The following is a 17,348-nucleotide window of genomic DNA, read 5'->3' as shown; positions in this document are numbered from 1 at the left end:
GTGTCATTTTTTGAGGAGTTTAAAAGTTTGTTCCCGCTGGTCTCCATTCAGTTTCAGCATATACATGCCGTTGCCGATGTCTCCCGGCTCTATCGTTATCGCACCCGATTGCTGTGTATATACCCTGGAATAGACTATTTTACCATTGGCGTCATACAACGTCACCACCGCTCTGGATACGGGTTTATTGCCCAAACTGATCACCAATGACTCACTAAACGGATTAGGGTACACGGTGGCATCACCTTCCCTGGTGATGTGTTTGACAATAGTTCCCTGACAGGGCTTGTCTGTGGAAACGACGATGGTATTCATCCCATTGCGGAGCTCAGGTGTTATTTCACCAGCTTGTGTGGTTTGCAAGCGGCCGTTCACCTCCACATGGTATACGTCGCCACCGGAAAGCATTAACCGCGTTTTACCATCCGCCTCGCTGGTCACCATGGCTACGGAGAGGGCTGCCGGCTCTTTGATCACAGTGGTGAAACATTGCGGTGGCCGTTGCGGGTCCTGGGTAGTAAGGCAGATATTGTACGTCCCGGCAGCCAGTCCTTCCACGGTGAGGGAGCGGGTGAAAGTATACGTAGCGTCCTTACCGTTTCCGGACAGGGTGGCCACATAATCGTCAGCTACCTTTGCACTCACGTTGATAGCGCCGTTGGCAGACCCCCGGCAGCTGGCGCCGGTATTGGTAATGATGAAGCTATTGGCAGGCAGTGGTGACAAAGTATCTTCTCCCATATCATATTGGAACAACGCTCCACCCAAAGTGAGATAAAACCGCCCGCCCTGGCTATAGGTAGTCCCCATTTCCCCTGAGACGCGGGTGAAAGAGGTCTTGTTATCCGTATAATACCGGCTTTTATTATTCAAAAAAAGCGCTTTCCCATAATTTCCCAGCAAGTCCGGTCTGCTATCGGTACTGAAAAAGCTCAGCCGCCGGAGTGTATCAGCCGGAGTGCGTTGCCATACCTGCGCGGCGCCCATATTGTCTTTAATACCGAAAAGAATATAGCGGTCACGAAGAAAATACTTACTGGTATTATCGTAGGGGCTTACAGCGCGGGTCTGCTGTCCGTCGTAGAAATAAATGGAGTCCTTTGTTCTGTCAGCCGAATACCGGGCGTATATAATATCGTTGCTGTCCACCACCTGCCCCAAGGCGCCATAAATACCATTTGCCTGCGTCAGCTGCTCTGTTGTCTGGCTGGCAATGGAATAGCGGAATATCTCGAGTCCCTTGTTGGGGTCCAGCTTGTCTACGTAGACCACTACCCCCTGCCGGTTGAGCGTATAGCTAAATACATCTTTGCCAATGAAGGTGGTCGTCAGTGTAGTCAGGTCCGTTATTCCCAACCGGTGGTCTGAGGCCGTCCACAGTACATAATTTCCTTCGCTGACCGGCGAACCGGAAGCTCTCAAATGCAGCGGTTCGGAAATATTGAACAACCTGCCGTTGCGGTAAATATAAAAATGAAAATAGTCGTCCCAGGCGTCAATGTTATAATTGATGATGAATGCCGCTCCCCCCTCGCAAAGAATACCTCTCACAATACCCATCTCCTTTAGTTTCGTACTGTCAATAGGTATGCGCTTCACGCTGGAATCACGCATATCTGTCACATAGTACTTTTTCTTCGTATAGGCTTCATCGGTATCCACTGTCAACAAACGGGTATCCCTGAAACCCATAATAATACCCGGTACTGCAAATTGTGGCTTCAGATGAGGGCTGTTATCCACGTAGACGTAACTTCCGGTCCCTGTCTGTAGCCCGGAACTGTCTATCGCGTACACTGAAATAAGGGACTTGGTGGCGCCCGGTTCTGCCGGAGCTGAAAAAAAAGTATCTATCGCGTTAACAAATTCAGTAGTGCCCCACCAGCCGGTAACCGTTCCTTTACAGTTGGCACTTCCCGGATCATTAACCTGTGCTTTTACCTTTACTTTCGCTCCCCAGCCGCTATTATTCACCGGCGCTTCCAGCACCACATTGGGAGGCGTGTTGTGTATAAATACTTGTGTATCGGTTTGCCGGTTGCCCAGTATGTCTTCTGCTACAACCGTTAACGGCAAGGGCCCCTGTGGCAGCCCAACGGGGGAAAGTGAATTACGATAATCCTTATTATACTGATCATAGAGCAGTTCGACGGTACGTCCCGCCAGGTCTGCCGTCACCGATTTTACCGCATAGGTGGAAGTAACAACTGCCGTCAGATGAACTTCATTGTTGATATAAGGGAAGACTTTAACAGTCATTGTAATCTGCGCCCCTGCGGTCAACGGCAGGGCAAACAACAGCAACAGCACGGTCTTTTGAAAGATCGTCAGAATGGTTTTCATGGGTTCGCTGATATGGTCAATAAGATATGGTCGAATTAAAAGTAAGTATTAATTACAGGTATTACAACATCGTATTAAAAAATGCGATGATTATCCGGTATAGGGGATTCCTTACCATTTTTTATCAATCGTGGGAAATATCTCTGTTATTCATCTGTTTGCGCATGTCTTCGAGAATTTTATTCGCCTCGTCATAACGCGCATTGACGATCGGCAAAGTTTTCCTGACATAGGAACTGATAGCGGTATCCTTGGTATTGGTATATTGTGCCAGTCTTTCAGCAGTTCGTTTTTGTTCATGTACCATGCGTTTGATATAAGCGCGGTCCATATCCTCCCGGTTGCTCAACAGTCCTATTTCATCCTGATCATCGCGGCTCAGCTCCGGCGCCAGCGTCATCCCTTCCTGGTGGGCAATCTCCTGCAGTTGCAGGGTGGAAGCGGTACGTTCCTTCACAATGTCGGCGCCAAACTTCTTCACCCGTTCGTCTTTCGCTTTTTGCGAGGCCAGTTCACCCAGTTTGATTTCTTTCAGATCAGACGCTGCCATACGAGCCAGAAAACCCCGCTCATCCACCGGCTCGGTATTTTCATGGGTGGCGACGGTACTGTCATGACTTCCCTCCTGCCCCGGCTTATGCTGTTGGCCGCAAGCCATCAGCGCTATGGCCAGCACAGGGATACAAAGTTTTTTCATGATCATCATTTTAGGGAAAAGCCTCAATTGCAGTGCCAGTTGTAGCAAGGTCTGTCATCTCCCTGTTATTTGCGGAGCAGGCGATTGTTAACAATTTTCTCCAGCACTTCTTCCTTCTGATATTTACTGATAGGCACCTGGAAAGACGCCACATGGAGGATATTTCCTTCGATGGCCCCGATATGTTGCATGTTAACGACGTACGATTTATGCGGTTGTATAAACTGCTGTGCCGGCAGCATCTCCACCACTGATTTCAGGGTGGCATGGGCCAAAATTTTCCTATCGGTCGTATATACGGCCACGTAGTTTTCCAATGCTTCTACAAACAGGATATCCTGATACAATACCTTCTCCAGTTTTTTTTCAGACCGGATGAAAAAATAGGGAGACACCGTTGTCTGCTGCGCAGCGAAATAATCATACGCTTTGTTCGCCGCCTTCAGAAACCGCTCAAAGGAAATAGGCTTCAGCAAATAGTCCAGCACATCCAGTTCAAAGCCCTGCATAGCGTACCGCTCATAGGCGGTGGTAAAAATCACCTTCGGCGGTTGTGGGTAATTTTTCAAAAACTCAATACCGGAAATATAAGGCATCTCAATATCCAGCAGCAACAGATCTACCGGTTGTTGTTTCAACACGGTGTTTAACTGCACCGCGTCTTCACACACCGCCACCACCTCCAGAAATCCTGTCCGTGCTGCATATCCCATGATGCCTTTGGCGGCCAGCGGTTCATCATCCGTGATGACACAACGTATCGTTACCGGGTTCATGTTATAAATTGATTTTTAATTCCGCTACAAATTGTTGTTCTTTTATCCCCGCTGAAAAGTGATGCCTGTCCGGATACAGCAGTTCCAGCCGCCGTTGCAGGTTCTCCAGCCCGATACCTTTTTCCCGCACTACCGGTATTCCTTCGATCTCCGGCTCCACGGCAGGAATAGAGTTCCGTATATGAAAATAAATATCCGTACCCTGTTTGCACAATTCCAGCTGTAACAGATACTCTCCACCAATGTATTTAAATGCATTTTCCACCAGCGGAAGAAACAGCAACGGATATACTTTTTCATCCTGCAAATGCTCGTCAAAGTGCAGCTGTAGCCGCAAACGGGGCGACGAACGTATTTGCTGCAGATCTATAAAACGTTGCATGTATTGTATTTCCTGATGAATGTTGACCATCTCCTGCTGATCATACAACTGGTAGCGCAGCAAATCCGCAAACTGCTCCACCGTTTTTTTGGCGGCCACCACATCATCGTCCATCTGAAAATAAATGGTGTTCAGCGCGTTGAACAGGAAGTGCGGATGATACTGCGCCCGCAGGAATTTTAATTCTGTTTCCAGTTTATCATTGGTAATTTTTTCCAACTGCAACTTGTTTTGAATGTACGCCTGTAAATAGGCACTGCTCCTTTTTACCCCATAATAAATAAACGCCAAAAACAGGGGGACGGTGTTGATTTCTGCCAGATCGAACCACTGCAGCCCGTTGTCTGTCAACGCTACCATCGGTGTCATGAAGAGGTTCTGCACCAGGAGGTTGAGCAGGAACACACCCCACAACTCCTTCGCGATCCGGCCGGTGGAAAAATGATCGTACCCCCGCCGGTCATAGTAGGCGATCAACCGGTTACAAGCCCAGATGAACAGATATCCCATGCCCATCGCGAAACTCATTTCTATGCCGTTCAACCCCCAGGAGCGCTGCCAAAACTCCATGCCTGTCACACTGTCTGTCAGCAGGCGGATGAAGAAATACGCCGTTAGCCCATATAACGCGGGGAATATATATTTCATGAAAAATTTCATGTCGCAGGTACGGTCTGTGGTTGTAAAGATGGTTCGTCTATTGTCTCCGTTTTGGGCTGCCGGCGCGCAGCCGGCTTCATCCCAAACACAAAGCGCATCGGCGCGTAAGGACGGATAAACAAATGAAAGATACTCATACTTATCATGAAAGTAAGCACCACGGTAAAAATATATTTCAGTCCGATATCTTCCTGTAAGGGCGCCAGATAATAAGTCAATATCACGATCACCGTCTGATGCAGGATGTAAAACGGATACACCGCCTCGTTGGCATACCCCAGCACCCTGCTTTTCCGGTTCAGGTACCGTTTGCCATACCCTACAGCGGCAAACACCCACATCCAGGCACTGACCACCGCCAGCGCGGTATAACTCCATCCTGCCATCCCCTGCCAGCCATGCATAGGCTCCAGCTTGTTCCACCGGAAATAATTGATAACAATGATAGTGACAAAAGCTACTGCGAAAGAAGTGCGGCGGTTACGCTCCAGGCTGTCCATCAGCAAAGGATTGGCGATACACACGAAACCGGCCACCAGGTACAGCATCCAATAAGGGAAATAGGCATAGTCATGGATCAGATCACCGGTCTGCCAATACATACGGGACAAAAACGCGTGAGAAATCACACTGGGTATCATCAACACGTATATCCATTTGCCGGATGCCAGCACATTGAGTTTTTGCAGCCATTTTTTCCCTGCGGGAGATGACCACCATACAAACAAAGGCGCACACAGGATATCATACGCCAGCAGATAACAGATAAACCAGAGATGATGCCAGCTCATATTACCCTTAGGATAGACGCCGGTGCGGAACATCTCCGCATAAAAATGCCAGAAATTGCCGTGATAACCCTGTGTAACCCGCTCCAGGTAAACCTGCGGCGGCACGATCACCAGTATCCCCAGCAGCAGCGGCACAAACAGCCGGCGGAACCGTAACCCCAGGAATCCACTGCCACTCCGGCTTTGCAGCATATAATAGCTTACCGTCCCGGAAATAAAAAACAGTAGTGGCATCCGGAACCGGTGAAGAAAATCATTCATTTCCAGCAACACATGGCTGGTAGCGTTATTTTTGATATGCCATCCCCATTCGGCCACATAGGGCATGGCGGAATGGAAAAACAGCACCCCGGCTATGGCAATGATCCGCAGCCAGTCCAGATAAGTTTGTCGGGAAGAGGTTTGCATAAATATCAATTTTACACAAACCTACCCGCTGGCAGGACCCTGGTAAAAGATATTTGACATGTGGACAGTTTGGGGCGGTCAACAGACAAAAACAACCTCAGCTGCCGGAGCGGGCAGTGGCAAATACCTGCACAAATCGGAGCATTTCCTCCAGCAGAAACCCTCTGCGGCTATCGAGGTGCCATTTCAGGTCTCCCTGCTGCACAATCTGCAACCAGTAATGAGGAGGGCTTTCCCTCATATTTTTTCCCATCATCCCATCATATTTCCGTACCTCTACCACGGTACCGGCTATATCAAAATAACGCTGCCGCCGCCGGAAATACTGCACATATATTACCTTTATCCGGTCGCCTTCTACGCTCAGCACCGTCGTAAAACGACTGAAGACGAAGAGGATACAAACACCCGTGAGTATCAATACAGGAAATAGGAAATCATCGCCGGCGTTATCAAATATAGAAAACACCGACACCACTACAGGCGGCACCAATAACAATATCCAGGAAACGAGTTTATTGGCCCAATATACGTCCCGGGACCAGGAAGATTCAATGACGGCAGGTTCTTTCATGATACATCGTATAGGGGTATCCGTGAATTTACGGAAATTAGCGTCATGTTGCCATTTGTTATTTCAGTTCATTCCGTGTAAATTACCCTCAATTAAGCTATCCTATACCATGAATGACTTGCAGAAAGTGACCGACCTGCACGCGGCCGGAGCTATTATCAGACACCTGTCACCCTTTGCCAGCCTGACTTCACACGAAAATGGCTTTGAGTTGCCCGCTTCCATCCTCCAACAATGGGTGAAACCCTACTATATGAATGTCGGTTCCGGGAATGATGAATGGATCGAACCTTTCTACCAGGTTAAATCATTGATTACACACGACTTGACAACTTTATTACTGGGAGATGTAAATTGGCAGACAAGGAAAGTAGGCGCTTATTTTGCCGCAGTAAATCAATACACCGATCTGGAAGATATGATTGGTACCCATTTCCTGAAAAGTGAACTCAGTTGTGTAGGCAGCATGTATACCCTGGTACTGGCCAGCTTCAACAGCAGCAAAAGTGTAACCTACCTCGACAAATACCTGCACTATTACCTGAAAAGACCTGAGCTTCATGTAGATCAGCAAGCCGCCATGGAAGCCTCCCTCTACCTGGATGCCATCAACGGCACCGACCATACCAGCCGGCATTTCCCGCATTGGGAAAAACTCCGCCAGCAATGGATGCATGCTTTCGGTCTTTCCCTGCAATACCTCGAAGAACAACTGGCCGTCATCAAAAACCTGCGAAACTAACATCATGAAATATACCGTCCTAACACTAGTCCTCGTATTACTGGGTTTCGCCGCAGTACAGGCACAATACCGTCCTTCTTTCCCGGATGAAAACGGGCTGAAGGTAAAAGAAGACTACGCCAAATATGAGCCAACCATGGTGGCAGCAGCCGAATGGCTCATGGAAACAGACCTCGACAAACAACCGGATGTACGGGCTGCCACTAACCAATTCGTCGTTCGCTGGCTAACCGGCTCTCCCAATGTGACCATCACATTTGAAAAACCCCATATCAAACTAATGGATGGTAATCCCATGCTACTACCGGTATATATGGCCAACTATTCCAGTTACTGCATCCGCCAGCAATCATACAAAGACCCGCTCGAACCTACCAAAGCCGGGCTGACCGCCATCGCCAAAGTATACCGTAAAGGCATCGCCATCAAAAAGAACAAAGCACTCGATAAACTCGCTGAAGCCATTGATCAGGGCCAGCTCGATACCTATATCAGCAAAAATCCGGGCCTGCTTCCCCGATAACACATGCATTTTATAACGCGGTTTTTTATTTTTACCGGATGGTTTTTACCATCCAGATAAAATAAGATCCCGTTATGAAAACAGTTTTTCTAACACTAATGGCCGCCAGCTGGCTCTGCTCCGCCTTTGCCGGCAGCGTCAACATCGCTGACCGGGGCGCTAAAGGAGATGGCCACACAGACAATACCGCCATCATCCAACAGGCTATCCGCGACTGCCGACAGGGCACTCTTATCATCCCTGCCGGCAACTATCTCACCGGACCGCTCACCCTGTCATCCGATATCCGTATCTATCTTGAATTGGGTGCTACCCTCACCGGTATCGCCGACATGGCCCGTTATCCTAAGTCCGCCGGTGGCAGCGCTCCGGCGCTCCTCTACGCCTCAGACGCGTCCCATATCACGCTCTGCGGCGAAGGTACCATCGACGGCCAGGGCGACCATCCCAATTTCCAGCTGGGCGACGATAGTAAGACCGGCGCCATCCGCCCCATGCTGCTGCATTTTGAACGCTGCCAGCATATTGAGGTCAAAGACCTGCATATCCGCAACGCTGCCTACTGGGTGCAGAAGTACGAACAGTGCAACGATGTAAGCCTCCGCGGCCTGAAAGTATACAGCCACGGCAACTTCAACAACGACGGCATCGATATCAGCGGCAGCGCCAATGTCATCATCGCCGATTGCAACATCGATACCGATGATGATGCCCTCTGCCTCAAAAGTGAAGTCAACGCCTCCTGTGAAAACATTGTAATCAGCAACTGTCTCCTGCGCAGCAACTGTAACGCGCTTAAATTTGGTACCGGCTCCTTCAGCAGCTTTAAAAACATTACGGTCAATAACATCGCTATTCATAAAGCATCCGAAGAAAACCGCCGCCACTGGAAGAAAAATTTTCCCTGGATGGGCATCACCGCTGATACCAGCGTCATCGCCGGTATTGCACTGGAAGTGGTAGACGGCGGTAGCATGGACCAGGTCATTATTTCAGGCGTGACCATGCAGGATGTCCAAACACCTGTTTTCATCCGCCTCGGCGACCGTAAAAAAGGTCCGGGTAATACCGTCAGCTCCCTTAAAAACATTATCATCAGCCATATCATCGCGCGCAGCGTCAGCCGGCTCACCTCCTGTATCTCGGGTATCCCCGGCCATCCGGTGGAAAACGTGAGCATCAGCCATGTCCGTATCATAGCGCCGGGTGGCACGCCCGCCGGCTATGCTACGGCCGTTCCGGAAAATATAACCGCTTATCCGGAAAACCGGATGTTTGGGGCTGTCTTACCGGCAGCAGCATTTTATGTGCGGCATGCGAAAAACATCTCTTTCGATGATGTACAGGTACAAACGCTGGAACCCGATGCCAGGCCAGCTTTCCTGCTTAACGATGTTACCGGCTTTGAAACAATCCGCTGCCGCCTTAATAGCACTGCCGCCAACGTCATCCATCCATCACACTGAAAACTGAATCGCTATCATAACATGATCAACACATGCTGCAAATGGCTCACCGGAGCCTTCCTGGGCATCGCCCTTTATACCGGTAACGTACAGGCACAGGCCCCCGCGTGGGATAGCACCCATCGCCCCGGCAAATACAAAGAACTTGTCGCCAGGTTCAACGCCGAAAAAATCACCCGGAAAAACTTCGTATTTCTGGGCAACAGCATCACTGCCGGCACCGATTGGGCTAAACTATTATCATTACCTAATGCAGTCAACAGAGGTATTTCAGGTGATATCACCTTTGGGGTACTGGAACGGCTCAACGAAGTAATTGCCGGCAAGCCCGCTAAAGTATTTGTCCTGATCGGCATCAATGACGTATCCCGGAATATCCCCGACAGCGTGATCCTGCGTAACTATCAAACCATCATCAGCCGTATCCGGAAAGGATCGAAGAAAACACAGATCTATTTTTATACGTTGCTGCCGGTAAACGCGGCTTTCAACAAATTCAAAAACCATTACGGTAAGGACGAACATATTCTTTGGCTGAACGATCAGATCAGACAACTGAAAGGCAACCATGTTACCATTATCGATCTCTATCCGCATTTTCTGGATGCTGATAAACACCTGCGGGCCGAACTAACGATGGACGGTCTTCACCTCAAACCAGAAGGTTATGCCGTATGGGCCGACGTGCTGCAGAAAGGTGGTTATCTCCATTGATTGATTTTCAAAACATACGGATTGCGGGATAAATAATCATCCCGCAGTTCATCTTTCTGCTGATGGTATCATTGTTTTAATGTAAATTAGGCCTCATAATTTTTTGCTCCTTTCTTTTATATACCTGCAACCGTCCTCATTGAATTAACAAACGAATGATGAAAACACTTTACCTAGCCGGCCTGTTGTTAGGCTGCACCGCCGGCGACGCCTTATGCCAGCAAACCGATACCGTTGCCACGCAGGCACAGCATGCCTTTCAGGAAGCTGCTATCGCTACCAAAAAACAACAACGCCTCTGGGGCATAGACCTCTACGGGCCGATGTTGCTCGTGAATCCGGCCACCCGGGAATTGTACGCCAATATGCCCGACAGCTCCGGGAAACTACAGAAACAGGGCGCTGTATACACGGGAAAACTGCCTTCCAAAATCAATATCGCCAACACGTCGCTGTATTGGGAAGGCCGCAGCTGGGCCATGGTACAGCTCCCGCTGCCCACAGACAAAGACGACAGGATCAATCTGATCGCTCATGAGTTGTTTCACCGGGCACAACCCACCCTGCATTTCAACACTACCGATCCGACCAACAACCACCTCGACAAAAAAGACGGCCGTATTTACCTGCGGCTGGAACTGGCAGCATTACAACAGGCCCTTGCCGCCACGACTCCGGCAGCAAGGCAGCAACATCTGTTGCATGCCATGACGTTCCGGCATTACCGTTATGAATTGTATCCCGGTGCTGACACTACCGAAAATGCCCTCGAACTCCATGAAGGGATGGCAGAATTCACCGGTATGATGGTTTGCAACCGCGATAAAGCTACGGCCATCAAACATTTTGATAAATCGTTGTACGATTTCGTGCACTACTACCCTACTTTCGTACGGTCGTTTGCGTATCAGACCATACCCATGTATGGCTATATGCTTTCACAGGCTAAACCCGGATGGAACCGGCAACTGAACAGCCAGTCAAAACTGACGCCGCTGATCGTACAGGCGTTTAAGTTAGCAATACCGGCCGATGTAAAATCTGCTGCCGCCACCTATGCACGGGAGTATGAAGGAGACGCTGTGGCACTGGAAGAAGCCGCCCGCGAGAAAAGAATACAGGAACAAATTGCCGCCTATACGCAATTATTCATCAAACAGGCGCATACCGAACTGCGGCTCGAAAAAATGAATATTTCTTTCAACCCCGGTAATATCGTGCCGATAGATGGTTACGGTACCGTCTACCCTACCATGCGCATCTCCGATGCCTGGGGTATTCTTACCGTAACAGAAGGCGCCCTGATGAGCACCCAATGGGACAAGGTCTCCGTTGGCCTGCCACAAAATATCAGCGACCAGCTGGTCACCGGTCAGGGCTGGAAACTGGAACTGAACAAAGGATATCTCCTGGAAAAAAATGCTGCCGGCAACTATGCACTGAAAAAACAATAATACCCTACAAACGGCGCCCATGGCTGGCGCCGTAATTTTTACCCAAATAAAAGATATTTTAGTCCTTTATTATAGGAAGAATACTTACTTTTGTCCTGCATCCTGATAACAGTTGCCAACGCGACGAGTAATTAAGGACAAAAAAGTATTTATTTATATGGAAACAAAGAAAGATATCTCCACACTCGCCGATATACAACGTATGGTAGACAGTTTTTACACCACGGTCCGCGAAGACGAGCTACTGGGGCCTATCTTCAACCATCTCATACAAGACCGCTGGCCGGAGCACCTTGAAAAAATGTACCGTTTCTGGGACACCATACTACTGGACAGCCACACCTATCACGGTGCGCCCTTCCATCCGCATGCCACCATGCCGGTCAACACGCTCCATTTCACCCGTTGGGTACAGCTGTTTCGCGCCACGGTCAACGGTCTCTTCGAAGGCCCCAAAGCGGAAGAAGCCTGCTGGCGCGGCGAAAAAATGGCGCAGATGTTCCTCTCCAAAATCGAATATTATCAGGGCCAGCCTCCGCTGCGTTAGCGAATACCGGCCCGTATACCTATAAAACAGCTTTAAGATGGAAATCAATGAAAACACCATCGTTGGACAACTGGTAGCCGCCGACTACCGCACTGCCGACGTGTTCCGCCAGCATGGCATCGACTTCTGCTGCAAAGGCAACAAACCGATCAGTGATGTTTGCCGCGAGAAAAAACTGGAGATCGCACCCATCCTCCACGCTCTCGAAAAGATATCAGCGGTGCCCGCCTGTACGTTGCAGGACTTCAACACCATGCCGTTAGATCAGCTGGCAGATCATATCGTCCGCAAACACCATGCATATGTACGCGAGAAAATACCCGTACTGCAACAGTACCTGCGCAAGGTATGCCAGGTACATGGTGAACCCCATCAGGAATTATGGCAGATAGCAGCCCTCTTCACCGCTACCTCCGCGGAGCTGTCCAACCACCTCAACAAAGAAGAGCTGATCCTGTTTCCCCGCATACGGGAAATTGCCCGCAAAAAGGCTGCCGGCGAATACCTGGAAGATCATAGCATCAGCGCCGTAGAAAAGCCGATCAGCGCTATGATGGATGAACATGATCATGAAGGCGACCGGTTCCGCAGAATAGCTGACCTCAGCAACAACTTCACACCACCGGAAGACGCCTGCAATACCTATCGCGTCACCTATGCCCTCCTAAAAGAATTTCAGGACGATCTGCATCAACACATCCATCTGGAAAATAACATTCTCTTTCCCCGTACTATCAGCACCGAAAAAACACTGACCGGCAGCAGCTGCCGGCTGTAACACAGGAATGGCCGGCAAAGCTTCCGGGGGGTAGCTCTGACCGGCCATTTATCCAATTCTCACGATGGATCCGTTCTAATTATTTATCTATTCGTTATCGGATTTAGTCGTGGCCATGCCCATGACCGTTACCACGGCCTCTGTTGCCATTGCCATTACCGTTACCCCGTCCCTGATCATTGTCGTTCCCTCGCCCACGGCCATTGCCGTTATTTCCCTTGCCATACATCGGATGGCCTTTTACCACATAATATTTGCTGTCTCTGCTGTCGCGGATGATATCCTGTTTGCCATACCAGCCCGGTCCTTTGTAACGGGCATAACGGCCACGGTATACATCCGGGTGCAACCACGGCTGAGGCTCATTCACCACCACCTTATAACCCCTGTACACGTCAAAATGATATCTCGGCGGCAAAGTAGGCGCAAAACGCCAGCTGTTACCGTTTAAATAAACATACTGTCCGCGGGGAATATCATAATACACATCAATGTCCGGGAAATAATAATACTGCGCATAATCATACCCTACCGGACCCCATACCGGCTGATTGCCGATATTCACATTTACATTCAGTCTTACCTGTGCCTGTAAAGGTTGAACAAACAATAAAACACTGATAATCAATAAAGCAAGAAATGATAGCTTTTTCATGATTCGCGTGATTTTATCCAGGTAAAAACAAAGGTAGTGCCAGTTTGAAAATGCCTAATTTCACCACGATGGACCAACAAAAGATATTGACTGACTTTATCACTTATTACTGCGACTTGCCTGACAAAGACCTTGAAACCGTGCTCCGACATTTTACTTTCAGGGAAGTGGCTGCCAACACGATCATCCTAAAACGAGGTCAACTTTGTGATACGCTTTCGGTAGTCATAAAAGGGTTATTTAGATTGTATGCTGTAGACGACACAGGCGATGAAACCACCACCTGGCTTGTATTTGAAGATACGCTCGTTATGGAACCCGCCAGTTTTCTCACCCGACAACCCAGCCGTTATTATTTGCAGGCACTGGAAAATTCGGTCACAGCCGGTATCTCCTATGATGCGCTGCAGGTACTTTACCGCACCATCCCCGGATTTGAGGCGTTCGGTCGTAAACTAATGGAGGAAGTACTGGTAGGCACCATGTGCCGGGCCACCTCCCTACTGCTGGACAGCCCGCAGGAAAGATATAACCGGCTGCTGCGCCACGCTTCCTACCTGCAACGGGTACCACTTAAATACCTCGCCTCTTTTATCGGCGTCACGCCTTCTTCGCTCAGCAGAATGCGGCGCCGTATGCAAAGTTGAGCTGGCATTAATTGTCCTGAGACAATTAATACAGATAACTATCAAAGGAATTTTGCACTAACAAAATTCTTTTATCATGTCTGCCTTAACAGCACTTATCACTGGCGCCAACCGTGGCCTTGGACTGGAAACTGCACGCCAGTTGCTCAAAAAAAACGTACAGGTGATCCTATCCTGCCGCGATTCTGCCAAAGGCCTGGCTGCCGTAGCGCAACTACGCGAAGTCTCTCCGCATATCAACTTCCTGCCACTGGACATCACCCATCCCGAACAGGTTTCCGCTGCTGTTGATAAAATAACACAACAATACGGGCACCTCGATATCCTGATCAATAACGCCGCTATCACACATGCAGGAGCTACACCGCCAACGGCGGAACGAATGACTAATACCATTCTGCAAACAAACGTGGAAGACGTAAAGGCGGTCTTTGAGGTAAACGTGTGGGGCACCCTGCAACTCACACAAGCCTTGCTTCCTCTGCTACGGAAAAGTCCGGCCGGCCGTATCATCAACCTGAGCAGCGAATTAGGCAGCATCCAGCTACAGGCTGATACCAGCTCGCCTATTTATCACGTTAAAAAATTCGCTTACAATAGTTCAAAAACAATGGTTAACCTCCTGACTGTCTATTTGCAGGAAGCCCTGCGGGATACTAACGTTCGCGCCTACACGATCAGCCCCGGATGGGTAAAAACGGACATGGGTACTGCTGCCGCCTTCCTTGAAATACCCGAAGGGGCAGGGATTATTGTGCAGGCCGCACTGGAAGATGTTCCCACCAGTCGGTTCTTTACCCATCAATGGCAGGAGATACCCTGGTAATAGTGAAGAAATATTCGCGATGGCGTTGTATTTTGTATACATGAAATTCCACGCCACCAGTCTGTTAATTGGCCTGTTGTTATGCAGCCTCGCTATTACGGCACAACCACCGGCCTTCCGGGTCATCGCTTTTTTTACCGCAGCGGAAGATGCCGCTCATATCAGCTTTGTCCGGGAAGCCAACCAGTGGTTTCCACAAATGGCAGCCCGTTATCATTTCGTGTACGACACTACCAGCAACTGGCAGCAACTGAACCAATCATTCCTTTCCCGTTACCAGGTGGTATTGTTTCTGGACACAAGGCCTGAAGGACCGGCGCAGCGACAGGCCTTTCAACGGTATATGGAAAATGGTGGCGCCTGGATAGGCTTTCATTTCGCTGCCTTCGCGCTAACGCCTTCTGCCGTACCGCAAAACTGGGACTGGTACCACTATACTTTCCTCGGCTCCGGTTCCTACGTCAGCAATACCTGGCGGCCCACCGCAGCGGTGCTGCAGGTGGAAAACCGGCAGCACCCCACTACCCGCGGCCTCCCGGAAAGGTTCCGCACCGCCCCCAACGAATGGTACCGCTGGAGCGGTGACCTCCGGCAAAATCGGAACATCACGGTACTGGCCTCTGTACACAGCAGCAGTTTTCCGCTGGGCACCGGCCCCAAGCCCAGTGAAATATGGCACAGCGGGGATTATCCCGTTGTATGGACCAACCGCAAATACCGCATGGTGTACTTCAATATGGGGCATAACGATATGGACTATGAACACGGTACCCAACAAACGCTATCGCATACCTTCAGTAGCCCCGTTCAGAATCAAATGATACTACAGGCGTTGTGGTGGCTGGGCACCCGCAGGGATACCCTGATTACGCTCTGAGGTCGCTGACATTCTTCCTCATTTTGTTGCCGGGCACGGACAAACGTACCCGCAAATTGCCTTTAAATACCGTCTAACAGGAAAGGCATTCGCTTTGCAGTGAAAATTTTAACAAACTTTTGTCCTGACATGCAGACGTATCCGCAGATTCTCATAGCCGATGATGACCCCGAAGATGTATTTATCATGGAAATGATGTGTAAGGAGCTCGCTTTTACTGAACACATCCATTTTGTCCAGGATGGGGTAACGGCCCTCGAATACCTGGACACATTGCTTGAAAAGCCCCTCCCTTCCCTGATTGTCCTCGATCTGAACATGCCGCGCCTAACAGGCACGCAAACACTGGAGCTGCTCAAACAACATCCACGCTACCATTGTATCCGGGTTATCATTTATTCTACGTTTCTCAATGAAATACAGAAACAACAATGTATCAACCTCGGAGCCGAAGCTTTCGTTATCAAGCCGGACACCTATGAAGAAGGATTAGAGATCATGCAACAATTCCATGATTGCAGCCTCGGCAATTACTCCTTCCCCATAGCCAGCTGATCAGCTAAGCTTAAACTGCCTGCGGAAAGCAGACGGATTGATGCCCCGGTGTTTCCTGAACAACCGTGTAAGATGGCTTTCATCTGTGAAACTCAGCTCAACGGCAATTTCGTTGATACGACGATCGCTGTGTTTTAAACGGGTCTCCACCAACTTCAACTTGTAATGCATAATGTAATCCTGCAGATTCTCCCCTGTATGTTTTTTGAAATAACGCCCCAGATAACTCAGCGAAATATGGAAATGTTTAGCGATGACCGCCGCTCTTAAAGCCTGCGGCGAATAGATATGCTCCTGTATATAACCGATGATGTTCAGCACAGGCGCGGCCGTGTGGTCTCCTATCTGCGCCGGTAGCTTCATCGCTATATTGCGGGCCACCACGGCAATCAGGGTATTGACCAACTGCCGCACCACTTCGTTGTGGTATAACGGTTGGGTCGCCTGTTCCTGCATCAGTCCGGCTACCAGCGCGGGCAATAGCTGCTTGTCCGGCTCATGGTACACGATACAGCCAGGCCGGTGACTGGCATGCTCCAGAATAAATTCCATCCGGCGCGTCCATTCCTGCGTGTATAACAACGCTGTATCCTGATTTTGCAGATATATTTTATTAAACCGGAGAAAGAAAAAATGAGTCTTTTCTTCTACCTCCAGCAAATGTTTGTCTTCCGGGGTCACCAGAAACAAATACCCTTTACGATAGGCAAACTGATTGTTGTTGATAAACTGCTGTCCGCTCCCCTCCACAATATATACCAGCTCAAAAAAGTTGTGCCCGTGCTCCACCTGTGGACAGCTGTCTGTGATGACTTCCACAATCTCAAAGGGTTGATGAATGTTCTCCTTTGCCATGGTACCCCCGGTTTGTTACAAAATGTTACAAAAAAATAGAAAAATAGTACAATAAAACAACCAGTCAAATTGTACAAT

At 49.3% G+C, this 17,348-nt stretch carries 19 protein-coding genes; 11 read left to right on the top strand and 8 right to left on the bottom strand.

What is annotated here, in order from left to right; translation table 11 throughout:
* Positions 1–3: 3 nt before the first annotated feature.
* The 6 genes from ICL55_RS28400 to ICL55_RS28375 form a co-directional block, all read right to left on the bottom strand.
* A complete protein-coding gene (locus ICL55_RS28400; RefSeq protein WP_188104013.1) occupies positions 4–2,343 on the bottom strand; it encodes a T9SS type A sorting domain-containing protein in 2,340 nt (779 codons plus the stop codon).
* A gap of 124 nt (positions 2,344–2,467) precedes the next feature.
* Positions 2,468–3,040 carry a DUF4142 domain-containing protein gene (locus tag ICL55_RS28395; protein WP_188104011.1) on the bottom strand — a complete coding sequence of 191 codons (573 nt, stop codon included), beginning with the start codon at positions 3,038–3,040 and terminating at the stop codon, positions 2,468–2,470.
* Positions 3,041–3,105: 65 nt separating this feature from the next.
* Complete coding sequence (locus ICL55_RS28390) at positions 3,106–3,816, bottom strand: LytR/AlgR family response regulator transcription factor (protein WP_188104009.1); 711 nt, start codon at positions 3,814–3,816, stop codon at positions 3,106–3,108.
* 1 nt (position 3,817) lies between these two features.
* Positions 3,818–4,846 (bottom strand): sensor histidine kinase, encoded by a 1,029-nt coding sequence (locus ICL55_RS28385; RefSeq protein ID WP_188104007.1) that lies wholly within the window; start codon positions 4,844–4,846, stop codon positions 3,818–3,820.
* Positions 4,847–4,854: 8 nt separating this feature from the next.
* Positions 4,855–6,057 (bottom strand): acyltransferase family protein, encoded by a 1,203-nt coding sequence (locus ICL55_RS28380; RefSeq protein WP_188104005.1) that lies wholly within the window; start codon positions 6,055–6,057, stop codon positions 4,855–4,857.
* 97 nt (positions 6,058–6,154) lie between these two features.
* Complete coding sequence (locus ICL55_RS28375; RefSeq protein ID WP_188104003.1) at positions 6,155–6,631, bottom strand: hypothetical protein; 477 nt, start codon at positions 6,629–6,631, stop codon at positions 6,155–6,157.
* Positions 6,632–6,740: 109 nt separating this feature from the next.
* Between ICL55_RS28375 and ICL55_RS28370 the strand changes: the two genes are divergently transcribed.
* The 7 genes from ICL55_RS28370 to ric all read left to right on the top strand — a co-directional run bounded on the left by ICL55_RS28370 (position 6,741) and on the right by ric (position 12,855).
* Positions 6,741–7,373, top strand: a complete 633-nt coding sequence (locus tag ICL55_RS28370; protein WP_188104001.1) for a DUF6000 family protein — start codon at positions 6,741–6,743, stop codon at positions 7,371–7,373.
* A 4-nt stretch (positions 7,374–7,377) separates the two neighbouring features.
* Positions 7,378–7,896: a hypothetical protein gene (locus ICL55_RS28365; RefSeq protein WP_188103999.1), complete on the top strand. Its 519-nt coding sequence runs from the start codon at positions 7,378–7,380 to the stop codon at positions 7,894–7,896.
* A gap of 74 nt (positions 7,897–7,970) precedes the next feature.
* Positions 7,971–9,362 carry a glycoside hydrolase family 28 protein gene (locus ICL55_RS28360; RefSeq protein ID WP_188103997.1) on the top strand — a complete coding sequence of 464 codons (1,392 nt, stop codon included), beginning with the start codon at positions 7,971–7,973 and terminating at the stop codon, positions 9,360–9,362.
* A 21-nt stretch (positions 9,363–9,383) separates the two neighbouring features.
* Positions 9,384–10,076: a GDSL-type esterase/lipase family protein gene (locus ICL55_RS28355; RefSeq protein ID WP_188103995.1), complete on the top strand. Its 693-nt coding sequence runs from the start codon at positions 9,384–9,386 to the stop codon at positions 10,074–10,076.
* A gap of 158 nt (positions 10,077–10,234) precedes the next feature.
* Positions 10,235–11,530, top strand: coding sequence for a hypothetical protein (locus ICL55_RS28350; protein WP_188103993.1), 1,296 nt, complete (start codon positions 10,235–10,237; stop codon positions 11,528–11,530).
* 157 nt (positions 11,531–11,687) lie between these two features.
* Positions 11,688–12,077: a group III truncated hemoglobin gene (locus ICL55_RS28345; RefSeq protein ID WP_188103990.1), complete on the top strand. Its 390-nt coding sequence runs from the start codon at positions 11,688–11,690 to the stop codon at positions 12,075–12,077.
* A 37-nt stretch (positions 12,078–12,114) separates the two neighbouring features.
* On the top strand, positions 12,115–12,855 hold the full coding sequence (gene ric, locus ICL55_RS28340) for an iron-sulfur cluster repair di-iron protein (RefSeq protein WP_188103988.1): 741 nt from the start codon (positions 12,115–12,117) through the stop codon (positions 12,853–12,855).
* Positions 12,856–12,958: 103 nt separating this feature from the next.
* On the opposite strand, the gene ICL55_RS28335 is transcribed toward ric, so the two are convergent.
* Positions 12,959–13,510 (bottom strand): hypothetical protein, encoded by a 552-nt coding sequence (locus ICL55_RS28335; protein WP_188103986.1) that lies wholly within the window; start codon positions 13,508–13,510, stop codon positions 12,959–12,961.
* Between the two features lie 68 nt (positions 13,511–13,578).
* Between ICL55_RS28335 and ICL55_RS28330 the strand changes: the two genes are divergently transcribed.
* The 4 genes from ICL55_RS28330 (at position 13,579) to ICL55_RS28315 (ending at position 16,415) form a co-directional block, all read left to right on the top strand.
* Positions 13,579–14,157, top strand: a complete 579-nt coding sequence (locus ICL55_RS28330; protein ID WP_188103984.1) for a Crp/Fnr family transcriptional regulator — start codon at positions 13,579–13,581, stop codon at positions 14,155–14,157.
* 76 nt (positions 14,158–14,233) lie between these two features.
* Entirely contained in the window at positions 14,234–14,983 is a 750-nt protein-coding gene (locus ICL55_RS28325) for an SDR family NAD(P)-dependent oxidoreductase (protein WP_188103982.1), read from the top strand.
* Positions 14,984–15,023: 40 nt separating this feature from the next.
* Complete coding sequence (locus ICL55_RS28320; RefSeq protein ID WP_188103980.1) at positions 15,024–15,860, top strand: ThuA domain-containing protein; 837 nt, start codon at positions 15,024–15,026, stop codon at positions 15,858–15,860.
* 129 nt (positions 15,861–15,989) lie between these two features.
* Entirely contained in the window at positions 15,990–16,415 is a 426-nt protein-coding gene (locus ICL55_RS28315; protein WP_188103978.1) for a response regulator, read from the top strand.
* Here ICL55_RS28315 and ICL55_RS28310 read toward each other — a convergent pair whose 3' ends face one another.
* Positions 16,416–17,270: an AraC family transcriptional regulator gene (locus ICL55_RS28310; RefSeq protein WP_188103976.1), complete on the bottom strand. Its 855-nt coding sequence runs from the start codon at positions 17,268–17,270 to the stop codon at positions 16,416–16,418.
* Positions 17,271–17,348 lie beyond the last annotated feature (78 nt).

This window comes from Chitinophaga varians (assembly GCF_014529945.1).
GTDB classification, from domain to species: Bacteria; Bacteroidota; Bacteroidia; order Chitinophagales; family Chitinophagaceae; genus Chitinophaga; species Chitinophaga varians.
This window is presented reverse-complemented; position numbering and strand designations above follow the sequence as displayed.

Coding starts and splice junctions, on each gene's coding strand:
- ICL55_RS28310 (WP_188103976.1), bottom strand. CDS start 17,270: ATGGCAAAGGAGAACATTCATCAACCCTTTGAGATTGTGGAAGTCATC.
- ICL55_RS28385 (WP_188104007.1), bottom strand. CDS start 4,846: ATGAAATATATATTCCCCGCGTTATATGGGCTAACGGCGTATTTCTTC.
- ric (WP_188103988.1), top strand. CDS start 12,115: ATGGAAATCAATGAAAACACCATCGTTGGACAACTGGTAGCCGCCGAC.
- ICL55_RS28380 (WP_188104005.1), bottom strand. CDS start 6,057: ATGCAAACCTCTTCCCGACAAACTTATCTGGACTGGCTGCGGATCATT.
- ICL55_RS28390 (WP_188104009.1), bottom strand. CDS start 3,816: ATGAACCCGGTAACGATACGTTGTGTCATCACGGATGATGAACCGCTG.
- ICL55_RS28350 (WP_188103993.1), top strand. CDS start 10,235: ATGAAAACACTTTACCTAGCCGGCCTGTTGTTAGGCTGCACCGCCGGC.
- ICL55_RS28365 (WP_188103999.1), top strand. CDS start 7,378: ATGAAATATACCGTCCTAACACTAGTCCTCGTATTACTGGGTTTCGCC.
- ICL55_RS28345 (WP_188103990.1), top strand. CDS start 11,688: ATGGAAACAAAGAAAGATATCTCCACACTCGCCGATATACAACGTATG.
- ICL55_RS28400 (WP_188104013.1), bottom strand. CDS start 2,343: ATGAAAACCATTCTGACGATCTTTCAAAAGACCGTGCTGTTGCTGTTG.
- ICL55_RS28320 (WP_188103980.1), top strand. CDS start 15,024: ATGAAATTCCACGCCACCAGTCTGTTAATTGGCCTGTTGTTATGCAGC.
- ICL55_RS28335 (WP_188103986.1), bottom strand. CDS start 13,510: ATGAAAAAGCTATCATTTCTTGCTTTATTGATTATCAGTGTTTTATTG.
- ICL55_RS28375 (WP_188104003.1), bottom strand. CDS start 6,631: ATGAAAGAACCTGCCGTCATTGAATCTTCCTGGTCCCGGGACGTATAT.
- ICL55_RS28370 (WP_188104001.1), top strand. CDS start 6,741: ATGAATGACTTGCAGAAAGTGACCGACCTGCACGCGGCCGGAGCTATT.
- ICL55_RS28315 (WP_188103978.1), top strand. CDS start 15,990: ATGCAGACGTATCCGCAGATTCTCATAGCCGATGATGACCCCGAAGAT.
- ICL55_RS28355 (WP_188103995.1), top strand. CDS start 9,384: ATGATCAACACATGCTGCAAATGGCTCACCGGAGCCTTCCTGGGCATC.
- ICL55_RS28395 (WP_188104011.1), bottom strand. CDS start 3,040: ATGAAAAAACTTTGTATCCCTGTGCTGGCCATAGCGCTGATGGCTTGC.
- ICL55_RS28325 (WP_188103982.1), top strand. CDS start 14,234: ATGTCTGCCTTAACAGCACTTATCACTGGCGCCAACCGTGGCCTTGGA.
- ICL55_RS28360 (WP_188103997.1), top strand. CDS start 7,971: ATGAAAACAGTTTTTCTAACACTAATGGCCGCCAGCTGGCTCTGCTCC.
- ICL55_RS28330 (WP_188103984.1), top strand. CDS start 13,579: ATGGACCAACAAAAGATATTGACTGACTTTATCACTTATTACTGCGAC.